Origin of the sequence: Staphylococcus muscae (genome assembly GCF_003019275.1) — a bacterium.
Classification (GTDB): Bacteria; Bacillota; Bacilli; order Staphylococcales; family Staphylococcaceae; genus Staphylococcus; species Staphylococcus muscae.
In genome coordinates this window covers 673,002-693,313 of sequence record NZ_CP027848.1, presented here as the reverse complement: position 1 = coordinate 693,313, position 20,312 = coordinate 673,002, and the positions used below count along the sequence as shown (strand labels likewise).

Genomic DNA, 20,312 nt, shown 5'->3' with positions numbered 1-20,312 from the left:
TTAGTATTCAATTTATAACATTTATGTTTGGAGTGTTTTATTCTACCTCCTTAGCTAATAAGGATATAAAGAAATTTTTGAAATAATACACCTATCCATTCTAGTAATTACTACTATTTTCATTATCTTTGAGCATTACTTAATATATATATAGTTGTAGCTGTATTAGGTTTTTGCGCTGGATTTATTGAGTCATCTATTGCATCATATATATTTAATATTAATTTTGATTCCGCCAAAATTTTTGGATATATAGAGTCATTCTTTGCAGTAGGATCATTCGTGCTACCTATGATTGTGAGGATGTTTGAATATCATTTAGACACGAAATACGCTATTATTTTTATATTTATCATAAATGTATTTTTATTTTTAATTGTCAATTCTTTAGTGTTTAAAGCGAGTAGCAGCGATAGAATTAAAATACCTAAATTTTCTTTTAATAAAAAGTTTATGCTAGTTTTAATAATTCTTACATGGTGCTTCTTTTATATTAGTATAGAAACTAATTTTTCAAATTTACTGCCATATATCAACTTAGTTTCTGATAAATTTAACTTTGACTGATAAATTTAACTATATGACTGTAAGTATATTTTGGATTGGTATAATTGTAGGAAGATTTTTATATACGTTAATATTGCCGATGATTAAATTCAGGCTTGAAACATTGCTATTAATGTATACAGTGATTTCTTTTTCTCTATATTATGTTTATATATTTAAATACCCAAGATGAAATTAGATTAATAATTCTATTTTTACTTACCATATTTTTAGCGCCTATGTTCCCTTTAGGTGCTAGTATCATTAATCAACATAGTAGTAATAAAAGTGTATTAACTAGTATTTTTATCGCTGTAGCAGGATGTGGTGGCGCAATTGGAGCGGTAATTATAAAAGCAGCTTTATATATTCATGTTCCAGTATATTTATCTATTTTATTTATATTAATGGTATGCTTACTTTTAAATACTGTGATTTTAAAAACAAAACTCTAAATAAGATTATATATAATAATGTTCTAAAGTTAGCTATGAAGAAATCTGTAACAAATGATTTTTTCATAGCTATTTTGGCTCATTGTCAAATAAGACTGGTGAGCTAAATCGAGTAGGAGAATAGCCATTAATTGACTATTCGTCCTCTCACACCACCAAGCGTACGGATCCGTACGCTTGGTGGTTCAATATCTTGCATAAGCCAACTCTGCAAGCTGGGCTAATGGTATCAGCCCCCACTTGTAGAGTTGTTTTATTGTAAGTGCACGATGAACCTCTTGCATATTCGATAACCGCCAGTATTTCTTGCGAGACTGTGCGACTTTCATCGCACTTCTATGGTAAAGACCATACTGACGTAACATCTTGTATTTCGTTTTGAGTTTCTTCCATCTTTATAGTCACAACTATTATCAGATTATTGATGAGCTAATATATAAGTATAAAGGGATGGTGTACCGCCCCTTTTTTATTATGAGAGATGACTTCGAATATCATAATTTAATGCTTGTTGATATTCATCATCCGTGATCATTTGTTCAATTCGCATACGTTTTAATACATATCGTTGTCTATTAATAGAAGGCATTAGTTCTTTATCAGGGCGGATATTACCCTTCAAATCAAACGGCGTATAGTAATAAGGACTTTGTAACAATCCTGTCAGATAAGCAGACTCTGCTAAATTGAGTGAACGTGGCGGTTTTCCAAAAATACCATACGATGCAGAGGTAATACCTGTAATATGTTGACCATTTGTATCTAATCCGAATGGCACGCGATTTAAATAAGTAAATAATATTTCATCTTTAGTCATTAATTTTTCAATTCGCAATGCATACATTATTTCTTTAGCCTTTCGATCATATGTGCGTTCATTTGACAGTACTTGATTTTTAATTAATTGTTGCGTTATGGTACTGCCTCCCGTTGCAAATTGGTGTTGGAAGATATCTTGATATATCGCACGAATAACTGCTTTTGGTAATATTCCATTATGTATATAGAACTGATCATCTTCAGCAGCAACTAAAGCGGATGTTACAAACGGCGATACTTCATGAGGTCCTGCAATAAGTACCGGCTCAGGCGCATCATATAAAGCAATCATATCTGTTTTAGGAGAAGTAATAGGTTCCATTTCCGGTAAATCCGTCACTTGTTGAATAAGAGAAGTATCATTTAAAGCACGAGATTCTGACACTAAGCTTGTAAAGTAACCAATTGCAATTCCTAATAATAGAAATAAAACTAAAAGAAAGAGTGCAACAAATGAAAAAAATAATCGTTTCACAAATCTGCAAAAAAGATCAAATTTTTTAAGAATATGTGATAGTTTATTGTCAGTTTGATATATTTCTTTCATCACGTGTGCACCTCCAATTTCCCATATTATAGCACATAATTTTGAATACTCATCTTATGCTAGATATTTTCATTGACATACGTTACAATTCATATATAATGATTTTTAAATATATATTTATTTGAAGCAGAGGACAAGTAACGATTGGGTATGCATTGTAGAGAGTTAGTGGTTGGTGAAAACTAACGTATACCGATGTGTGAATACACCTCATTGACATGTTTCAGCGTTTGACGATGAACGTATCATCGTACGAGATCCAAGTATGGTGGTACCGTGCACAGTCATTTGCGCCCTTACGTTTAACGTGAGTGGTGTTTTTTTATGCTTAAAATTCTAAGGAGGTAAGTCATATGACAAATGCATTGATTGAAGATTTAAAATGGAGAGGACTCATTTACCAACAAACAGATGAGGCTGCCATTGAAGAATTGTTAAATAAAGAGGAAGTCAAAATATATTGTGGTGCAGATCCGACTGCAGATAGTTTGCACATCGGTCATTTATTACCATTTTTAACTTTGCGTCGTTTCCAAAATGCAGGACATCGCCCAGTTGTTCTTGTAGGTGGCGGAACAGGGATGATTGGTGACCCATCTGGTAAATCAGAAGAACGTGTACTACAAACAGAAGAACAAGTTGAACAGAACGTATTAGGTATTCAACGTCAAATGGAAATGCTTTTTGATTTTGATAAAGAAAACGGACCAATTTTAGTCAATAATAAAGATTGGCTAAGTCAAATTAGCTTGATCGAATTTTTACGTGATTATGGTAAACATGTCGGCGTCAATTACATGTTAGGAAAAGATTCCATTCAATCACGTTTAGAACACGGAATTTCGTATACAGAATTCACATACACAATTTTACAGGCAATTGATTTTGGTTATTTAAATCGTGAATATAACTGTAAAATGCAAATCGGTGGATCCGATCAATGGGGTAATATTACGACAGGTATCGAATTGATGCGACGTATGTACGGTACAAATGATGCATATGGTTTTACAATTCCACTTGTAACTAAAGCTGACGGTAAAAAGTTTGGTAAGTCTGAGTCAGGTGCAGTATGGTTAGATAGTGAGAAAACAAGCCCATATGAATTTTATCAATTCTGGATTAATACAAGTGACGATGATGTCATCAAATTCTTGAAATACTTTACATTCTTATCAAAAGAAGAAATTGCAGAACTTGAAACTTCTGTTGAAACAGAACCACATTTGCGTAAAGCACAACAAGCATTAGCTGAAAATGTGACTGCACTTATTCACGGTCAAGAAGCATTAGAAGAAGCGCAACGTATTTCAGAAGCATTATTCAAAGGTGACTTGAAAGCATTATCAACAAAAGAAATCAAAGCAGGTTTTAAAGATGTACCGCAAGTTATATTATCAAATAAAACGACAAATATCGTAGAAGCACTTGTTGAAACAAAAATTTCATCTTCTAAGCGTCAAGCACGTGAAGATGTCCAAAACGGTGCGATTTATATTAATGGTGAACGCGAAACGGATTTAGCTTATGAATTGTCAGAAGCAGATAAATATGACAACGCATTCACAATTGTTCGTCGTGGTAAGAAAAAATATTTCATGGTAAATTATCAATAAAACGAAAAAGTCAGTGATGTATTCTAATTGAGTCATCACTGGCTTTTTTAGTTATATAGAAATGAGAAGTAGGAGTGAGAATTGTAACAGTCTCTAGAATATAGGGAAGAGTTTAAATTATTAATCGTGATAGTTATTGATTCTTATACTTTTATATGTATCTACAATAAGAATTTAGAAAAGATTATTGAATTTTAAAATGAAAGAACTTAAAAAAACGACAGGTACACCTATTATAAAGTATTCAAAAGCAACAATTTCCGGCTAATTTACACCCGGAATTACAGAGTACTAAAACTGCACCCCCGGCTTCGCCCCAAAAATGGAAGTTTCACTTATACCTAAAATTACAGAGTACTAAAACTGCAAAACTATATGGGGCAAGAGTGCGTGAGTTTCACTTATACCTAAAATTACAGAGTACTAAAACTCGTCTTTCCCAAGCGGTTTTTTTCTTTTTGTTTCACTTATACCTAAAATTACAGAGTACTAAAACAACTTAGCGTAAGGGCGTGGCGGCGTAAAGTTTCACTTATACCTAAAATTACAGAGTACTAAAACTAAGTGTTAATTCACGACAAACTGTTAATGGTTTCACTTATACCTAAAATTACAGAGTACTAAAACATCACTGTCTAGTAATCTTTTAATTTTTTTGTTTCACTTATACCTAAAATTACAGAGTACTAAAACCTCTAGCATTATTGTACCTTATCCTTTTTAATAATTCAGCAGTTATTTTCACTATTTTTCGATTATAGAAGTATTGAAGTTTTTTCTAAAAGACATAACTATGCAGCGATATTAATGAGAAATGATATATCAACTTTGTGAAATATGTATAGAAGGTTTCATCAATCTTCATTAGTTTATTGAAAAAAACCATTGAAATGCCAGAAATAACATTTCAATGGTTTTATCTAATTATTGAGACTCAACTAATGTTACATTTACGTTTTCGGATTGTCCATTACGTATAACTGTAAATTTAACAGAATCTCCCGGTTGTTTATTTTTGTATAAATACGAGCGTAAATCAGAATCGTTTTCAACTTTCTGATCATCGATTTTAGTGATGATATCACCACGTTTCAACCCGCTTTGACTGCGTTGAACTTCTGCAACATAAACGCCGCTGTCAGTGTGAAGTTGTTTTTGATATGATGCTGGAATATCTGTAACATTGATCATACCAATACCAATTGATGGGCGCTTCACTTCACCATGCTTGACGAGTTGTTCGATGACTAATTTGACTTCGTTACTTGGAATTGCAAAACCGATACCTTCAACATGCGGGGCAGAGATTTTCATAGAGTTAATGCCAACTAAGTTTCCATTAACATCGACCAATGCGCCACCTGAATTACCGGGATTAATAGCTGCATCTGTTTGGAGTACTGTCACTTTATTTGTACCTGCTGGAGTTTCAGCATCGATGGTACGTTCACTCGCTGAAATGATACCAGAAGTGACCGTATTCGCAAATTCTAAGCCGAGTGGATTACCCATCGCAAAGACACTATCACCTGTTTTTACTTTTGATGAATCGGCAAAATCAATGGCTTTAATATCATTTCGATTTTTAATTTTTAGAACAGCGATATCTGTCAGTGGGTCTGTGCCAACTAGTTCAGCGTTTACTTGTTTAGAGTTATGTAGTTGCACTTTAATAGAAGATGCACCGTCAATAACATGGTTATTCGTAACAATAAAAGCTTCTTTTTTATTACGTTGATAGATGACACCTGAACCAATGCCAGAAGGTTGTGCATCTGTTGACTTGCCTCGAAGTAGATCTTCTATGTTTTCAGCTTTTTGTTCATTAACTACTCCTACAATTGAAGGGGATTTGTCTTTAATCATGGCATTGATTGATGGATATGATTTCGATTTTTGATCCAATACATTGCCGCCTTTTTCATTTTCGGCAACATTGACATTCGCACCAGAGTGGTTACCTGATGATGTAAAGTTTGAAATACCACTGATAGCGAAGAATGCAATGCTACCACCGATAAGCCCTGCTATAAGAGCAATTATAATTGTACGTAACCATCCACTCTTTTTTGAAGAAGGGGGTGGCGTATCATTTTGTTGCCTTTGGGAAGTAGGATTAAAATCATTTGAATTCATAGTATGCCTCCTTTCCTTATATTATGCTTTTTTTTACACGATATTTCTAGTCACACGGTATCGGTCTAGAGTTGTATCTATTGAATGCTTGTTGAAATGAAAAGGAAGTGATAAAATCTAAAGAGCTAATTTTAATAAATAAAGAGGTGCCAAAATGCTCTACAAATTAATTGGAACAGTATTAGAATTTATTGTGGCCAAAAGATTAAAAAATTTAGAAGTTCTCGGAAAAGACAATGAACCAGATAACAATGAGTATCTCGTGACATGCAATCATGAAAGTTATAATGAAATTGTATTGTTAGGAGTAGCATTATTACCAAATCAAATTCACTTTATGGCGAAACAAGAGTTGTTTGAAAATAAGCTTTTTGGTAAGTTTTTATCGGCATTAAATGCCTTTCCAGTAAATCGTGAAAATCCGGGGCCGAGTACATTAAAAATTCCGGTTAAGTTATTAAACTCAAACAAAACAGTTGGTATTTTTCCATCGGGTCATAGAACGACAGAAGAAGTCCCACTTAAACGTGGTGCTGCAACGATTGCAATGTTAGCAAAGAAACCGATTTTACCTGCTGCCTACGTAGGTCCTACAAAACTTATTGGTATGTTGACAGGCAAGGCTTATATTAAGTTTGGAGCACCTATTGATACTACAACGTTCCCAGAAGGTATGAAGCGACAAGAAAAAGTTGAATATCTCACGAACTTAATTGGTGAACGAACTAAACAATTGCAACAAGAACTCAATGAATATGTCAAAACAAAATAATGTGTTAATCATAATAGCGTAAATCACGGGCTTTCGATAGATTTGCGCTATTTTTAAAAATTGTAATAGGAGATTTGGTGTAAAGTCATGTCCGTGATATAATATCATTATCTGAATATTCGGGAAGAGGGATCAGTTATGACAAAAGCAGTATTATTTGATGTAGATGGTGTGTTTTTAGATGAATCAAGATGTTTTGATGTATCAGCACTAACTGTTTATGAATTATTGTATGATAAAGCTTATTTGAATCTTAAAGATGGAATCGCTCTTGATGCTTTAACCGAATCTGAAATTATGACGATTCGTAATGAGCTTTTTGAAAATGATTTAATTTTACATCGTCTAAAATCTTTAGGTATCAACTCTAACTGGGATATGTTATTCATTGTATTTTCAGTCCACTTAATCGACTTGTTAAAGTCGTTACCACATACTGAGAAATTATCATTTTTAGATGAGGCAGCGTTCTCCGAAACATCTATAAAAACATTACAATCACACATTAAATCGAGTCATATTGATTATGCCTTGCCTTTAGACTTTTTGAATCATCTTACGGAAGGTAAGGAACAGATTTATGAAGGTTTAAAGGCGTATGCAACGAATGTTTTAAAAACGGATAAAGTAGCATTATTTGATATTAATAGTCCATTATGGCAACTGGCACAAGAGTTATATCAAGAATGGTATTTAGGTACTAAACTATATGAAGAAGTAGAGAAAAAGAAGGCTAAGACGAATTACAAAAAGGGATATATATATGACGAGGTAGTTTTAGCACCGATTGATGGTATTCGTAGTTTACTGCAAGATCTTAAAGAAGCTGGCTATTTAATTGCCATTGCCACAGGGCGCACACGTGTTGAAACATTGATACCTTTTGAAGCATTGGGCTTGTTGTCATATTTTGATGATTCCCACATTGTAACGGCAAGTGAAGTGATTCAAGCAGAAAAACAATATCCTGAATTAAAGCCACTCGGTAAGCCGAATCCATTTAGCTATGTTGCGACATATGATGGAAATGACACTTCAAAATACCATGATTATGCAACGAATCAGGTAAATCGTTTAAATCATTATGAAGTGACGATTGTTGGAGATTCATTGGCTGACTTATTAAGTGCACAAAAAGTCAATGCACGATTTATTGGGACATTAACAGGTTTAAAAGGGACTGAAGCAGCAGAAGAGCTCGATGCAAAAGGCGCAGATGAATTAGTGAATCATGTCTTAGAAGTTCGTCAATATTTATTATAAACATTGTATAAGCCCAGAGATTGGAGGATATTCTCCAATCTCTGGGCTTATATTAATTGATAAGTGACTCATCTTTCAATGTGACAAGTTGAACACTTTCTAATCCAGGAATATTTAATAATGCGTCATGAACCGCTTCATCAATAGGATGATCAATGGATAAAATCATCATCGCATGGCCACCTACTTGTTTACGACCCACATACATTGATGTGATATTAACATCATGTTCTCCTAAAATTTGACCCGTTTGACCGATCATACCAGGCTGATCGGTATGTTGAATAATTAATTGATAGTGCTCTGGTTTAAAGTCAACTGCATAGTCATTAATACGCACAATACGTGGACCAAATCCGTTGAGAACAGTCATACCAATCTTTGCACGTTGATCTTTATTTATAAGTTCCACTTCGATATAGTTGCTAAATCCTTGAATCCCTTTTGTTTTTTCAATCGTATATGAGACATTTTGTTCGTTCAATAGCATGAGTGTGTTGATTAAATTGACGTGATCTCCCATATCTTCTTGAAGAACGCCTTGTGCTAATGTTCGTGTTAATAAACTTGTGTCATCAAGTGCTAAGTCACCACCATATGTTATATGCATCTTACGTGGTGCTTTGGGAAGTAATTGAATGGCTAATGCCCCTGTTAATTGTGCCAAGTCGACAAATGGTTGGATTTCTTCTGAATGATCAAATATCACTTTTGGTGCATTCACAGCATGTTTTACATTTTGGTATTTTAAAATGTCAATAATTTCTCCAGCAACTGAAACCGCCACTTTTTCTTGTGCTTCAATTGTTGAGGCACCTAAATGAGGCGTCACAATAATTTTTGGATGTTGTGTAACAGGTGTATTGACAGCAGGTTCGTTTTCAAATACATCTAATGCTGCTCCCGCAATTTTATTATTATCTAATGCTTCAATGAGCGCTTGTTCATCAATGATACCACCACGAGCGACGTTAATTACTCTAAGGTTAGGCTTGGCAAGGTTAAAAAAGTCAGCATTAATTAAGCCACGTGTTTTTTCAGTTAATGGTGTATGTACCGTAATAAAATCTGCAGCTTGTGCAATTTCTTCAACTGTTGCACGTGTAAATCCTAGTTCGTTAGCTTGTGCTTCAGTTAAGTACGGATCAAATGCAAGAATATTCATGCCAAAACTTTGCATACGCTTTGCTACACCAATACCAATTCGTCCTGTTCCGATAACGCCTAATGTTTTTTGGTACAATTCTGTTCCACGGAACGTCTTCCGATCCCATTCACCTCGCTTGAGAGATGCATGTGCTTGGGGAATATTTCTCGCCATACTTAATAACATAGCGACAGAATGTTCTGTTGCTGAAATGGTATTGCCATCAGGTGCATTGATCACGATAATGCCTTCTTTTGTTGCGGTATCAATATCAATATTATCCACGCCGACGCCAGCCCTTGCGACAACTTTTAATCGATCTGCACTTTTTAAAACTGTCGCTGTTACTTGGGTTTGACTTCGTACGATTAAAGCATCGTAATCTGGAATAAATGCAATGAGTTCGTTTTCAGTTAATCCAGTTTTATGAACGACTTCGAATGCACCATCTGCATGTAGTTGATGTAAGCCATCATCAGAGATGGGGTCAGCAACTAGTACTTTATAATTCATGATAAATTCCCTCCAAAAATGCTTTTGTGCCTTTACCGATATAGTTTTCATTGCGATAAGTACTTAAAATCATCTCAAGACTTGAAACAAAAGGTAATAGGTCATTCGGTGATATGAAACCCATATGTCCAACACGTAATATATGCCCTTTTAATTTACCTTGGCCGCCTGCAATTGTGATGTTAAATGTCTTCGCTAACTGTTCTTTAATATATACTAATTCGTCATGATCTTTTGGAACAAATGCAGTTACAGTGGGTGAGGCAGCATCATCATTGACGAGCAAATCTAGAGACAGTGATTTAAGTGCCTTTCTTAACGCATCACGTATCACATTATGACGCTTGACTACATGTTGGAATCCTTCTTCTTTGATCATTTGGCTATATTGCACAACGCCACGAAAGGCTGGGACATTCGGTGTATAGGGCGTTGTACTTGCTTCCAGCGATGATAGATGTTTTGATAAGTTCAGATAAAAGCTTGGACTGTTTGTCTGAGAAAATCGTGTACGAGCACGATCATTGTATGCGACAAATGCAAGTCCAGGTGGTAACATCATTGCCTTTTGACTGCCAGCAACTAACACATCAATCTGATCCCTTTCCATATCTACATCGACAGCACCGATACAGCTTACGCCATCAACAATATAGTAGATATCTGGATTAAACTGCTTTAAACTATGTCCAAGTTCGGCAACTGGATGAAGTACAGACGTAGATGTCTCACAATATTGTGTGAAGACAGCAGTAATTGGATGATCAATCGATTGAATGAATGTTAATACGTCTTCCGTATTGAATGATTCACCCCATTCGACATTGAAGACATGAAGATGATGTGAATAAGCCTCTGCAATTTGTTGGAAACGTGCTCCAAACGCACCTGATACGATGACAACAATATGATCGTCAGGATTTATTAGATTGCGCATACTAGCTTCTAATGCACTCGTACCGCTAGAAGTTAATATAATGACGTCATGAGATGCACCGAAAACGCGTTTTAAGCCTGAAAATGCCAGTTTTGCAATGGCTTCAAAGTCACTTGAACGATGTCCAACCATAGGTAAATTCATAGCGTGTTGTATTTTGTTAGGGACGGGCGTTGGTCCGGGTGTTAAAAGTAAAGAGTGATGAGTATACATAGTTTTACCTCCCAATCGGTATATTTTTTCATTTTAACAAATTTTCAGATAAAATAACAGTGTATAATATCATACAATTTGACAGTGCAACTGAAAATAAAAAGGGTAGGACCATGAAATCTTTTGTAAGTATGAAGATTTCTATCCTACTACCTAATTTTGTTGGGATTGTGATAGATATTTATGAACAATGGACAATTTGAGGTATAACATCGATCTGCACGTTGCCTTTCAAACTATTTGATACCATGCAATTTTTATCTGCAATGTTAATGAGATGTGTTATACGACGTTCTAATTTTTTAATATCTTGTTCATTCGAAAGAAAAATTTTAGGATAATGAGTGATTTTTTTCATTTGAAATTGTTGTTGATCAAATACAGCATGTCCATCAGATTGCATTTCAATTTTGGTAGGCGTGAGATGTGCACGTTCCAAAGCAGCTGCAAGTGAGATTGTCATACAACTGGATGCTGCTGCAACGAGCAGTTCATCTGGATTCGTTCCTTTCCCTGTACCGCCTAACGATGATGGAATCGATACGTCATGTTCAAGAATGTCACCATTCAAGTGACCTACTTCATTGCGTCCACCTTGCCATGAGACGGTTGTTGTAAAAGTATGTTGTATCAATTTAAGTCACTCCGATTCTAAATATGATAAATTAAAGATATATTATTTTTTATAAAGAAAGTAGGGCAGTTTATGAAATTGTTGAGACCTAATAAGTCATTTCAGGTGATTGCACATCGTGGACTATCTCAGCGTTATCCTGAAAATACAAAGCTTGCGTATCAAGCAGCACTCAGTCAACATATCGATATGTTAGAAATTGATTTACATATGACGAAAGATGGAATGCTCGTTGGAATTCACGATGAGTCAATAGATCGAACATCGAATGGAAAAGGTGCCATTAAAGACTTTACATTAGAAGATTTAAGAGTCTTTAACTTCAATGCACAAATGAAGGGTGACATTGATGCGCCAATTATGACTTTTGATGAAATTTTGACCTTGTGTAAGAACTACTCAAAAACGTTGCTGATTGAAGTGAAAAAGCCAAGCAAATATCCCAATATTGGGGCGTTAATGATTCAAAAAATAATACATCATGATTTCCCGATTAATCGAATTATTATTCAATCATTTGATCAATCATTTATAAAAGAGATACAGCATCAAGTGCCATATATTCATTACGGTGTACTCATCAGCAAAAGAAAATATTGGCTGAAACAACCTGATTTTTGTGATATTGCAGAATATGCAGATTATGTGAACCCTAATTATCAACTCGTTAACAAGAAATTTGTGAAGCGTGCACATGATGCCAATTTGAAAGTATTACCTTATACGGTGAATGATGCGCAAACTGCTAAAAAGTTAATTCAGCTCGGTATTGATGGCGTTATATCTGATATACCGGATGAAATATTTAAATTATAACTATAAAGTGAAAGGGGAGCTGGAATAGAGAGACACATCATTTATTTCTGCTCTGATAAATCGATAAAAGGTGTCTGAAGTGAAAAAGTACTTTCATTTCAGACGCCTTTTAAATCGTGTCTATGTCCCAACTTTCAATTAATTATGGTTTTTATTGAATTTTTCCCATGTCCCAAGCGCAACAGCTAAATCAAAGTGTGCAGCGCCGACGCATTTGAAAATAGTGATATCTTCATTATTACGTTGAATTTTCCCGTTTAATGATACACCTTTTAAGTCATCATCATGGTGATCAAAAGAAAATAGTCCTTGTTTATCTGCTTCAATAAACTCACCAGCTTCTTCCTTTACACCTTCTAAGTCATCGAAAACTATTTGTGAAGCTGTGGGAAAGAGGCGGTTGTCCATCTCTTTCATCTCTGGACGATATGATCCGATACCATTAATATGTGTACCGGATTGTATATCATTTGCATTGAAAACAGGTGATGTGGACTGTGTTTGGCAATTGATAATGTCAGACTGTCTTACAAGTTCGGTGACAGTTGAAACGACTTCGAATTCAATGCTTGGATGTTTATCGGCAATTCGTGCTTTGAACGCATGTGCCTTCTCAGAAGTACGATTGTACAATAGTACTTTTTCTATTGGACGTACTTCTAGATTTCCTAACAATTGTTCATAAGCCATACCGCCAGTTCCAATCATACCTAGTGTTTTACTGTCGGGACGACTCATATATTTTGTAGCAATACCACTTAAAGCACCTGTGCGCAAGCGTGTTAAATAACTCCCATCCATACTTGCGACATGTTCACCAGTCTTTAAATCAGTGATAACTATATTAGCTTGTGTTGTAGGTCGATTATGTTGCGGGTTTTCGGGTGTTATAGATGTTATTTTAATGATCCCTTGTTGTTTGCCAAAATGGATACAAGGCATATACAGCATCGACTTTGCTCCTTCACCAGTTGGTATGACAACACGAGACGTTTGGCTAACGTCGTCCATATTTTGAAATAAATTTTCAATATCTTGTATTGCATCCGACATATGATATGTCATCATGACTTCTTTTTCAGTAAATACTTTCACAGTAACATCTCCCTTTGAATAACTATATGTTTATTATAAAAAACAGAAATGATATTGCAAAGTAATTCATTATTTCGTTAATCGGGAAGGGAAAGTTATGTATGATAAAACAAAAAAACCAAGTAGGCACAGTGTCCATACTTGGTTTTTAAATAAGTTATGAAATCTTAACGTGAGTAGTACTCAACGATTAATTGTTCATTGATTTCTGCAGGTAATTCGCTGCGTTCTGGTAAGCGAACGAAAGTACCTTTAAGGTTGTCTGCATCGAACTCTAAGTAATCAGGAACAAAGTTGCTGATTTCTACTGATTCAGCGATGATTGCAAGTTTTTGTGATTTTTCACGAACAGCAATCTCTTGACCTGGTTTTAATGAGTATGATGGAATGTCAACACGTTTACCATCTACTAAGATGTGACCGTGGTTAACTAATTGACGTGCTTGACGACGTGTACGAGCTAAACCTAATGAGTATACAACTGCGTCTAAACGACTAGCAAGTAATACCATGAAGTTTTCACCGTGTACACCACCTTGTTTACCAGCGATGTTGAAAGTGTTACGGAATTGACGTTCAGTCATTCCATATAAGTAACGTAATTTTTGTTTTTCACGTAATTGTAAACCATACTCTGATAATTTTTTACGTTGAGTAGGACCGTGTTGTCCCGGTGCATATGGACGTTTATCTAATTCTTTACCAGTACCTGATAATGAAATACCTAAACGACGTGATTTTTTCCAGCTTGAACCTCTGAATCGAGCCATAATTGACTCCTCCTTTTTCTTTTTTGTAGTTATGAAAAACAAAAAAGAGTGTTGAATGCTCGATAGGATATAGTGTTTTCTGTGTCCTCGCCTCATAGCTACGGTTACACGGCACGCCCGCTTTGGGAACACCATAGTGCCTATCAATATTCAACTGCTATTTTCGTTTATTCACACAAAGACAATTGTAACACTTTCATCATCTTTGTCAATGGTTTTATGCAAGATGTTGTTCGAGTACTTCAACAAATTTTGCAAGTCCTTCTTCATCTGCTTCAGAGAATCGATTTGTAATAGGGGCGTCAATATCCAATACACCAATAACTGTATCGCCTTTATGAATTGGTACGACTATCTCTGATTGACTTGCAGCATCACATGCAATATGGCCTGGAAAGGCATTCACATCAGCTACACGTTGTATTTTATTTTCTGCAACAGCTGTCCCACAAACACCACGACCTACTTCGATATGAACACATGCAGGCTTCCCTTGGAAAGGACCGAGAATGAGCGCATCATTTTTCATTAAGTAAAAGCCAACCCAATTAATTTGGTCTAGATTTTCATTCAATAGTGCTGAGGCATTACTTAAATTTGCAATTAAATCTGTTTCACCATCTAATAAAGCATCAAGTTGACGTGCTAATAATGTATAATCTGTTTGTTTCACCGACATGTTATCCACTCACTTTTCCGAAATTTAAGGATATTATATCTTCTCATATGTATTCATGCAATCAATCGATTTTATACATATAAATAAAGGAAGTCAGATGTTTTTTGAGATTTTGATTTTATGACATGATAATTTACGTTATAATAGTTTTATGTATTCTAGGAGGAGAAAAATGAACATGTTATTGTATATCATACTAGCGGTTATTATTATTATTTTAATTGGCATTGGTATCTTGTTCTATATGCGTTCTCAAAAGCGAACGATCATACAAGAGGCTGAGACGCGTAGAGAAAAGTTGAATGCGTTGTCTTATGATGAAAGCTTGGATAAATTAAAACAACTTCGTATGTCTGGAGAAACGAAGCAACGTTACGACAGCTTACGTTCGGAATGGACACAAACAACAAACGACTTTTTAGCACCTGTTGATGAAAAAATTCATGAAGCGGAAGTCACACTTGATAAGTTTAAGTTCTCGCAAGCACAAGTCGAAATTGATGATGCGCATAGTTTGATGGACGCATATGAAGCCAAACATTTAGCTTTAACCGAGCAAGCGGATGAAGTGATCCATCTTCACCAAGAGAGTGATACTATCTACGAACAGACGAAAGAAAATCATCGTAAAATGAAACGTGATGTTTTAGCAAATCGACATCAATTTGGTGAAGCTGCAGCACCACTTGAACAAGAAATTGAAGCGCTTGAACCTGAGATTGAGCGCTATCAAGAGTTAAAGGATGCAGGTAACTATCAAGAAGCGCATACACATATTAAAGGATTGAATGATGACATCACATATCTTCAACAAGACATGACTGAAATCCCAGACTTGATTCGCGAAGCGCAAAAAGAGTTGCCAGGCCAGTTCCAAGACTTGAAGTACGGTGTGCGTGACTTGAAGGTGGAAGGTTATGATTTAGATCATGCAAAAGTAGACAGCACGCTACAAAGTTTAAAAACAGAGTTGAGTTTTGTTGAACCAATGATTAGTAAGCTCGAACTTGATGCTGCGAATCAAAAGCTTGAAGAGATTAACAAGCAACTCGATGTGATGTATGACCTTATCGAACATGAAGTAAAATCAAAGAATGCTGTCGAAGAATCAAAAGAGCGTATTACAGATGAATTATTCCACGCAAAAGATATGAACTATACATTGCAAACAGAAATTGAATATGTACGTGAAAATTATTACATTAACGAAAGTGATGTACAAAACGTACGACAATTCGAAAATGAAATTCAAAATCTTATTTCTGTTTATGATGAAATCCTAACAGAAATGTCAAAATCTGCTGTAAGATATAGTGAGGTTCAAGATAACTTAAAATATATTGAAGACCATGTTGTGGTTATTAACGATAAACAAGAAAAGTTACAGAATCATTTGATCTCACTCAGAGAAGACGAGGCGGAAGCGGAAGAACATATTTTACGTGTTCAAAGTAAAAAAGAAGAGATTTACCGTCGCTTGTTAGCATCAAACTTAACGAGTGTGCCAGAACGTTTTATCATTTTGAAAAATGAAATTGACTATGAAGTTAGAGATGTGAATAAACGCTTTAGCGAACGTCCAATTAACGTTCAACAATTGAAAGATAAAGTGAACAAAGTCGTGCTTCAAATGAATAAATTTGAAGATGAAGCAAATGACGTCTTAATCAATGCGGTTTATGCCGAGAAATTAATTCAGTACGGCAATAGATATCGTAAAGATAACCATGATTTAGATAAGAGTTTGAACGAAGCAGAACGCTTATTCAAAAACAATCGCTATAAACGTTCAAGTGAGATTTCAGCACAAGCACTGGAACGAATTGAACCAGGCATTAGCCAACAAATTGAAAAAGAAGTTATGCTAAAGCAAGCTTAAAATGATTAAAACCATGATGTGTATAGTTACATCATGGTTTTTTTGTGGGCAATTATAGGGAAGTAACATGGGAGTAAAGAAAGATGTGTATTGGGTATTTGAGATTTTTACCTATTCATTTCAAATAGAATTATAGTACAATGAAATAATGATTAATGAGTGAAGGAGTCTTAAACATGCTCTATTTTGATAATGCGGCAACAACGAAGCCTGATTCATCTGTACTTGATAGCTTTATGAAGGTGAATCAACAATATTTTTATAACCCGAATAGCCCGCATGCAAAGGGTGTTGAAGCGAGTCGTCTGTTACAGCAGGCACGCAATCAAATTAAGTCAGCGTTAAACTTGAATGATGAAACAGTTATTTTCACAAGTGGCGCCACAGAGTCGAACAACATGGCTTTAAAAGGTGTCGCTTACCAAAAGAAACAGTTTGGGCGAACAATCATTACTTCCGTATTGGAACATCCATCAGTGTTAGAAGTATGTCGTGCTTTAGAGACACAAGGATTCGTATTGAAGTATGTGAATGTTACGAAAGCTGGACGAATTGATATGGATCATTTGAAATCATTGATGTCGTCTGATGTCATATTAGTTACTTGTATGCATGTCAATAACATTATGGGTCAAGTTCAACCAATAGAAGACATTGCGACGTTACTAAAAGACTATCCAAAGGCACATTTTCATGTTGATGCGGTGCAAGCACTGGGCAAGTTACCGCTCATTACGCAAGATGTAGACAGTATTGCGCTAAGTGGACATAAATTTAATGGTTTAAAAGGGCAAGGTGTACTGATATTAAATAATATGCATAATATAGAGCCTATCATACATGGTGGGGGACAAGAATATGGTTTGCGTAGTGGTACCGTCAACGTACCTATCGATGTTGCAAGCGCAAAAGCAATTCGTTTAGCAGAAGAGCGCCGTTCGGATATGATGTCGGCACTTGTTCAAGTGAATCAAACATTAAGAGATTTTATTTCTCAATATAAAGGTGTATGTATCAATTCGCCAATCGATGCGTCACCGCATATTTTAAATATTGCTTTTCCAGGTGTTCGTGGGGAAGTACTTGTTAATGCTTTCTCAAAACAAGGTGTGATGATTTCGACAACAAGTGCTTGTTCGTCAAAACATGCAAAAGTGAATGAAGTTCTTCAAGCGATGGGCATCTCTACATCATGCATATTAGGAAGTATCCGATTGTCTTTTGATATCAATACGCAACACGCAGATATTCAACAATTTAAACACGCTTTTGACAAAGTATATAAAGAAGTGAAGGAGTTACTAGAATAATGATATATGATCATCTACTTGTAAGATATGGAGAATTAACATTAAAAGGTGGTAATCGAAAAGTTTTCGTTAACCAATTGCGTTCCAATGTGAAGCGATCATTGATGCCATTAAAGGGATATGAAGTTAAAGCAAACCGAGACCGCATGTATATCGAATTAGATCCACAGGCTGATGTAGAAGAAATGATGTCACGTATTTCGAAAGTTTTCGGTGTACACTCTATCAGTCCGGTGCTAAAAATTGAAAAAAATATGGATTCTGTATACGCGCATGCCATAAAGTTTGCTGAAAAATATCATGAAGGCGACAGTTTCAAAGTAGAAGTGAAACGCAGCGATAAGCAATTTGAATACGAAACATTTGCAATCCAACGTATGGTCGGCGGTGAAGTGCTAAAACATGTTCCAGGATTACACGTTGATGTTCGTAAGCCTGATCATCAAATTATGGTAGAAGTTCGTTTGGATGCGATTTATATGTATGATCGTACAATCGAAGCAATTGGTGGACTTCCGGTTGGAACAGGTGGCAAAACATTATTGATGTTGTCAGGCGGTATTGATTCACCTGTTGCAGGTATGGAAGTAATGCGTCGAGGTGTGACAATTGAAGCGATTCATTTCCACAGTCCACCGTTTACGAGTGAAAAAGCAAAGCAAAAAGTGATTGAATTAACACGTATTATGGCAGAGCGTGTTGGTACGATTAAATTGCACATTGTTCCATTCACAGAAGTACAAAAACAAATTCATAAAGTCGTACATGAACGTTATACGATGACATCTACACGTCGTATGATGTTGCGCATTGCAGACAAATTAGCACATCAAATCGAAGCAGACGCAATTGTAAATGGGGAAAATCTAGGACAAGTAGCGAGTCAAACATTGAAGAGTATGTATGCGATTAATGCTGTTACATCTACGCCAATCTTAAGACCGTTACTATCGTTGGACAAGGAAGAGATTGTCGCAAAAGCGAAAGCGATTGGTACGTTTGAAACATCTATCCAACCGTTTGAAGACTGTTGTACAATTTTTACACCAAAACACCCTGTTACTGAACCACAGTATGACAAAGTATTGAAATATGAATCAGGATTTGATTTTGAAGAAATGTTGGATCGTGCAGTTGAGAATATCGAAACATTGGTAATTGATAAAAATTACCAATTACATGAAGATACTGAAACAACTTGGGAAGCAGACTTATTCTAATATAATTAACCAAATAAAGGGGATGGTTAAATGTTAATGGAATGGGATTGGACACTAATTGTTATTATTTTAGCTTTTGGTTTTTTAGCAGCTTTTATTGATGCGGTAGTCGGCGGTGGTGGATTGATTTCAATTCCTGCATTGCTTGCAATTGGATTGCCGCCTGCAACTGCACTTGGAACGAACAAGCTTGCCAGTGCGTTTGGATCGTTTACGAGTGCCATTCGTTATTTGCGTTCAGGTAAGGTAGATATTCGAATTGTTGCAAAGTTATTTCCGATATCGTTTATTGCGTCAATTTGTGGTGCGATACTTGCTGTCTATCTGCCTGCAGCACTATTAAAACCATTGGTTATCGTGATACTAACCGTTGTTTTAATTTATACGTTGCTAAAAAAAGATTGGGGTAGCATACGTACATATCAAAAATTGTCATTGAGAAAACTAATCATTTTTGTAATCGCGTTAGCTATAATTGGATTTTATGATGGTTTTCTCGGTGGTGGTACAGGGTCATTTCTTATGTTTGCTTTTTTAATGATTGGTTTTGACTTTTTAAGTGCGGCAGGTAATGCTAAAGTACTTAATTTTGCATCGAACTTAGGTGCATTGTTACTATTTATCTATCTTGGACATGTTGATTATGTCTACGGGCTTTCAATGGCAGTGAGTATGGTTGTGGGCTCATATTTTGGTGCATGGTTTGCATTAAAGTATGGTGTCGGTTACGTCAAAGTATTATTTGTTGTTGTGACAGCTATACTGATAATGAAAAACTTACTGGATTATGTATCGACACATTTTTAAATATTGAGACCTCTCATTCAAATTCTTGTTTGAGAGGTTTTTTGTCATTTTTGTATAAGAATCTTTTTCAGAAATAGAAAGACCTTGTTACAAATTAAAAAAGGTTTGATATGATAGGAACAAACAATTATTTAAGGA

17 protein-coding genes, 1 pseudogene and 1 CRISPR repeat array are annotated in these 20,312 nt (G+C 35.4%); of the genes and pseudogenes, 9 read left to right on the top strand and 9 right to left on the bottom strand.

Annotated elements, in window-relative coordinates:
- Window positions 1-710: 710 nt before the first annotated feature.
- Window positions 711-1,001 (top strand): hypothetical protein, encoded by a 291-nt coding sequence (locus tag C7J88_RS10630; RefSeq protein ID WP_249027482.1) that lies wholly within the window; start codon window positions 711-713, stop codon window positions 999-1,001.
- Window positions 1,002-1,186: 185 nt separating this feature from the next.
- Here the strand turns inward: C7J88_RS10630 and C7J88_RS03300 are convergent.
- Together C7J88_RS03300 and C7J88_RS03295 are read right to left on the bottom strand one after the other, a co-directional pair.
- Window positions 1,187-1,396: pseudogene (locus tag C7J88_RS03300) on the bottom strand (group II intron reverse transcriptase/maturase); the annotation flags it as partial.
- Between the two features lie 77 nt (window positions 1,397-1,473).
- Window positions 1,474-2,367: a biosynthetic peptidoglycan transglycosylase gene (locus tag C7J88_RS03295; protein WP_095117181.1), complete on the bottom strand. Its 894-nt coding sequence runs from the start codon at window positions 2,365-2,367 to the stop codon at window positions 1,474-1,476.
- A gap of 353 nt (window positions 2,368-2,720) precedes the next feature.
- Here C7J88_RS03295 and tyrS point away from each other — a divergent pair, with 353 nt between their 5' ends.
- Window positions 2,721-3,983 carry a tyrosine--tRNA ligase gene (gene tyrS, locus C7J88_RS03290; protein WP_095117179.1) on the top strand — a complete coding sequence of 421 codons (1,263 nt, stop codon included), beginning with the start codon at window positions 2,721-2,723 and terminating at the stop codon, window positions 3,981-3,983.
- A gap of 328 nt (window positions 3,984-4,311) precedes the next feature.
- Window positions 4,312-4,676: a CRISPR direct-repeat array (repeat unit 36 nt; unit sequence GTTTCACTTATACCTAAAATTACAGAGTACTAAAAC).
- Window positions 4,677-4,907: 231 nt separating this feature from the next.
- On the opposite strand, the gene C7J88_RS03285 is transcribed toward tyrS, so the two are convergent.
- Window positions 4,908-6,119 (bottom strand): S1C family serine protease, encoded by a 1,212-nt coding sequence (locus C7J88_RS03285; RefSeq protein WP_095117177.1) that lies wholly within the window; start codon window positions 6,117-6,119, stop codon window positions 4,908-4,910.
- Window positions 6,120-6,273: 154 nt separating this feature from the next.
- Here C7J88_RS03285 and C7J88_RS03280 point away from each other — a divergent pair, with 154 nt between their 5' ends.
- Window positions 6,274-6,891: a lysophospholipid acyltransferase family protein gene (locus C7J88_RS03280; protein WP_095117175.1), complete on the top strand. Its 618-nt coding sequence runs from the start codon at window positions 6,274-6,276 to the stop codon at window positions 6,889-6,891.
- Between the two features lie 138 nt (window positions 6,892-7,029).
- Window positions 7,030-8,154, top strand: a complete 1,125-nt coding sequence (locus C7J88_RS03275) for an HAD family hydrolase (protein ID WP_095117173.1) — start codon at window positions 7,030-7,032, stop codon at window positions 8,152-8,154.
- 52 nt (window positions 8,155-8,206) lie between these two features.
- Here C7J88_RS03275 and serA read toward each other — a convergent pair whose 3' ends face one another.
- The 3 genes from serA to C7J88_RS03260 all read right to left on the bottom strand — a co-directional run bounded on the left by serA (window position 8,207) and on the right by C7J88_RS03260 (window position 11,598).
- The gene (gene serA / locus C7J88_RS03270) at window positions 8,207-9,814 is read right to left on the bottom strand and encodes a phosphoglycerate dehydrogenase (RefSeq protein WP_095117171.1); all 1,608 of its coding nucleotides are present in this window, start codon (window positions 9,812-9,814) and stop codon (window positions 8,207-8,209) included.
- Window positions 9,804-10,964 (bottom strand): pyridoxal-phosphate-dependent aminotransferase family protein, encoded by a 1,161-nt coding sequence (locus C7J88_RS03265; protein ID WP_095117169.1) that lies wholly within the window; start codon window positions 10,962-10,964, stop codon window positions 9,804-9,806. The genes serA and C7J88_RS03265 overlap by 11 nt, the downstream gene beginning before the upstream one ends.
- Before the next feature lie 181 nt (window positions 10,965-11,145).
- Window positions 11,146-11,598, bottom strand: coding sequence for an SACOL1771 family peroxiredoxin (locus C7J88_RS03260; protein WP_095117167.1), 453 nt, complete (start codon window positions 11,596-11,598; stop codon window positions 11,146-11,148).
- A gap of 72 nt (window positions 11,599-11,670) precedes the next feature.
- Here C7J88_RS03260 and C7J88_RS03255 point away from each other — a divergent pair, with 72 nt between their 5' ends.
- Window positions 11,671-12,414: a glycerophosphodiester phosphodiesterase gene (locus tag C7J88_RS03255; RefSeq protein WP_095117165.1), complete on the top strand. Its 744-nt coding sequence runs from the start codon at window positions 11,671-11,673 to the stop codon at window positions 12,412-12,414.
- A 138-nt stretch (window positions 12,415-12,552) separates the two neighbouring features.
- Here C7J88_RS03255 and C7J88_RS03250 read toward each other — a convergent pair whose 3' ends face one another.
- From C7J88_RS03250 to C7J88_RS03240, 3 genes are all read right to left on the bottom strand, one after another.
- Entirely contained in the window at window positions 12,553-13,509 is a 957-nt protein-coding gene (locus tag C7J88_RS03250) for an ornithine cyclodeaminase family protein (RefSeq protein WP_095117163.1), read from the bottom strand.
- A gap of 167 nt (window positions 13,510-13,676) precedes the next feature.
- A complete protein-coding gene (gene rpsD / locus C7J88_RS03245) occupies window positions 13,677-14,279 on the bottom strand; it encodes a 30S ribosomal protein S4 (RefSeq protein WP_095117161.1) in 603 nt (200 codons plus the stop codon).
- 217 nt (window positions 14,280-14,496) lie between these two features.
- Entirely contained in the window at window positions 14,497-14,958 is a 462-nt protein-coding gene (locus C7J88_RS03240; protein WP_095117159.1) for a GAF domain-containing protein, read from the bottom strand.
- Window positions 14,959-15,136: 178 nt separating this feature from the next.
- Here C7J88_RS03240 and ezrA point away from each other — a divergent pair, with 178 nt between their 5' ends.
- The 4 genes from ezrA (at window position 15,137) to C7J88_RS03220 (ending at window position 20,174) form a co-directional block, all read left to right on the top strand.
- Window positions 15,137-16,837 (top strand): septation ring formation regulator EzrA, encoded by a 1,701-nt coding sequence (gene ezrA / locus C7J88_RS03235; RefSeq protein WP_095118138.1) that lies wholly within the window; start codon window positions 15,137-15,139, stop codon window positions 16,835-16,837.
- A gap of 176 nt (window positions 16,838-17,013) precedes the next feature.
- Window positions 17,014-18,147 carry a cysteine desulfurase family protein gene (locus tag C7J88_RS03230; protein ID WP_095117157.1) on the top strand — a complete coding sequence of 378 codons (1,134 nt, stop codon included), beginning with the start codon at window positions 17,014-17,016 and terminating at the stop codon, window positions 18,145-18,147.
- On the top strand, window positions 18,147-19,367 hold the full coding sequence (gene thiI / locus C7J88_RS03225; protein ID WP_095117155.1) for a tRNA uracil 4-sulfurtransferase ThiI: 1,221 nt from the start codon (window positions 18,147-18,149) through the stop codon (window positions 19,365-19,367). Before C7J88_RS03230 ends, thiI begins: the two co-directional genes overlap by 1 nt.
- A gap of 30 nt (window positions 19,368-19,397) precedes the next feature.
- Complete coding sequence (locus C7J88_RS03220) at window positions 19,398-20,174, top strand: TSUP family transporter (RefSeq protein ID WP_095117153.1); 777 nt, start codon at window positions 19,398-19,400, stop codon at window positions 20,172-20,174.
- The last annotated feature ends 138 nt before the right edge of the window (window positions 20,175-20,312 follow it).

Coding starts and splice junctions, on each gene's coding strand:
- C7J88_RS03265 (WP_095117169.1), bottom strand. CDS start 10,964: ATGTATACTCATCACTCTTTACTTTTAACACCCGGACCAACGCCCGTC.
- C7J88_RS03230 (WP_095117157.1), top strand. CDS start 17,014: ATGCTCTATTTTGATAATGCGGCAACAACGAAGCCTGATTCATCTGTA.
- thiI (WP_095117155.1), top strand. CDS start 18,147: ATGATATATGATCATCTACTTGTAAGATATGGAGAATTAACATTAAAA.
- C7J88_RS03220 (WP_095117153.1), top strand. CDS start 19,398: ATGTTAATGGAATGGGATTGGACACTAATTGTTATTATTTTAGCTTTT.
- C7J88_RS03285 (WP_095117177.1), bottom strand. CDS start 6,119: ATGAATTCAAATGATTTTAATCCTACTTCCCAAAGGCAACAAAATGAT.
- C7J88_RS10630 (WP_249027482.1), top strand. CDS start 711: ATGTTTATATATTTAAATACCCAAGATGAAATTAGATTAATAATTCTA.
- C7J88_RS03295 (WP_095117181.1), bottom strand. CDS start 2,367: ATGAAAGAAATATATCAAACTGACAATAAACTATCACATATTCTTAAA.
- ezrA (WP_095118138.1), top strand. CDS start 15,137: ATGTTATTGTATATCATACTAGCGGTTATTATTATTATTTTAATTGGC.
- C7J88_RS03275 (WP_095117173.1), top strand. CDS start 7,030: ATGACAAAAGCAGTATTATTTGATGTAGATGGTGTGTTTTTAGATGAA.
- rpsD (WP_095117161.1), bottom strand. CDS start 14,279: ATGGCTCGATTCAGAGGTTCAAGCTGGAAAAAATCACGTCGTTTAGGT.
- C7J88_RS03240 (WP_095117159.1), bottom strand. CDS start 14,958: ATGTCGGTGAAACAAACAGATTATACATTATTAGCACGTCAACTTGAT.
- C7J88_RS03255 (WP_095117165.1), top strand. CDS start 11,671: ATGAAATTGTTGAGACCTAATAAGTCATTTCAGGTGATTGCACATCGT.
- tyrS (WP_095117179.1), top strand. CDS start 2,721: ATGACAAATGCATTGATTGAAGATTTAAAATGGAGAGGACTCATTTAC.
- C7J88_RS03280 (WP_095117175.1), top strand. CDS start 6,274: ATGCTCTACAAATTAATTGGAACAGTATTAGAATTTATTGTGGCCAAA.
- serA (WP_095117171.1), bottom strand. CDS start 9,814: ATGAATTATAAAGTACTAGTTGCTGACCCCATCTCTGATGATGGCTTA.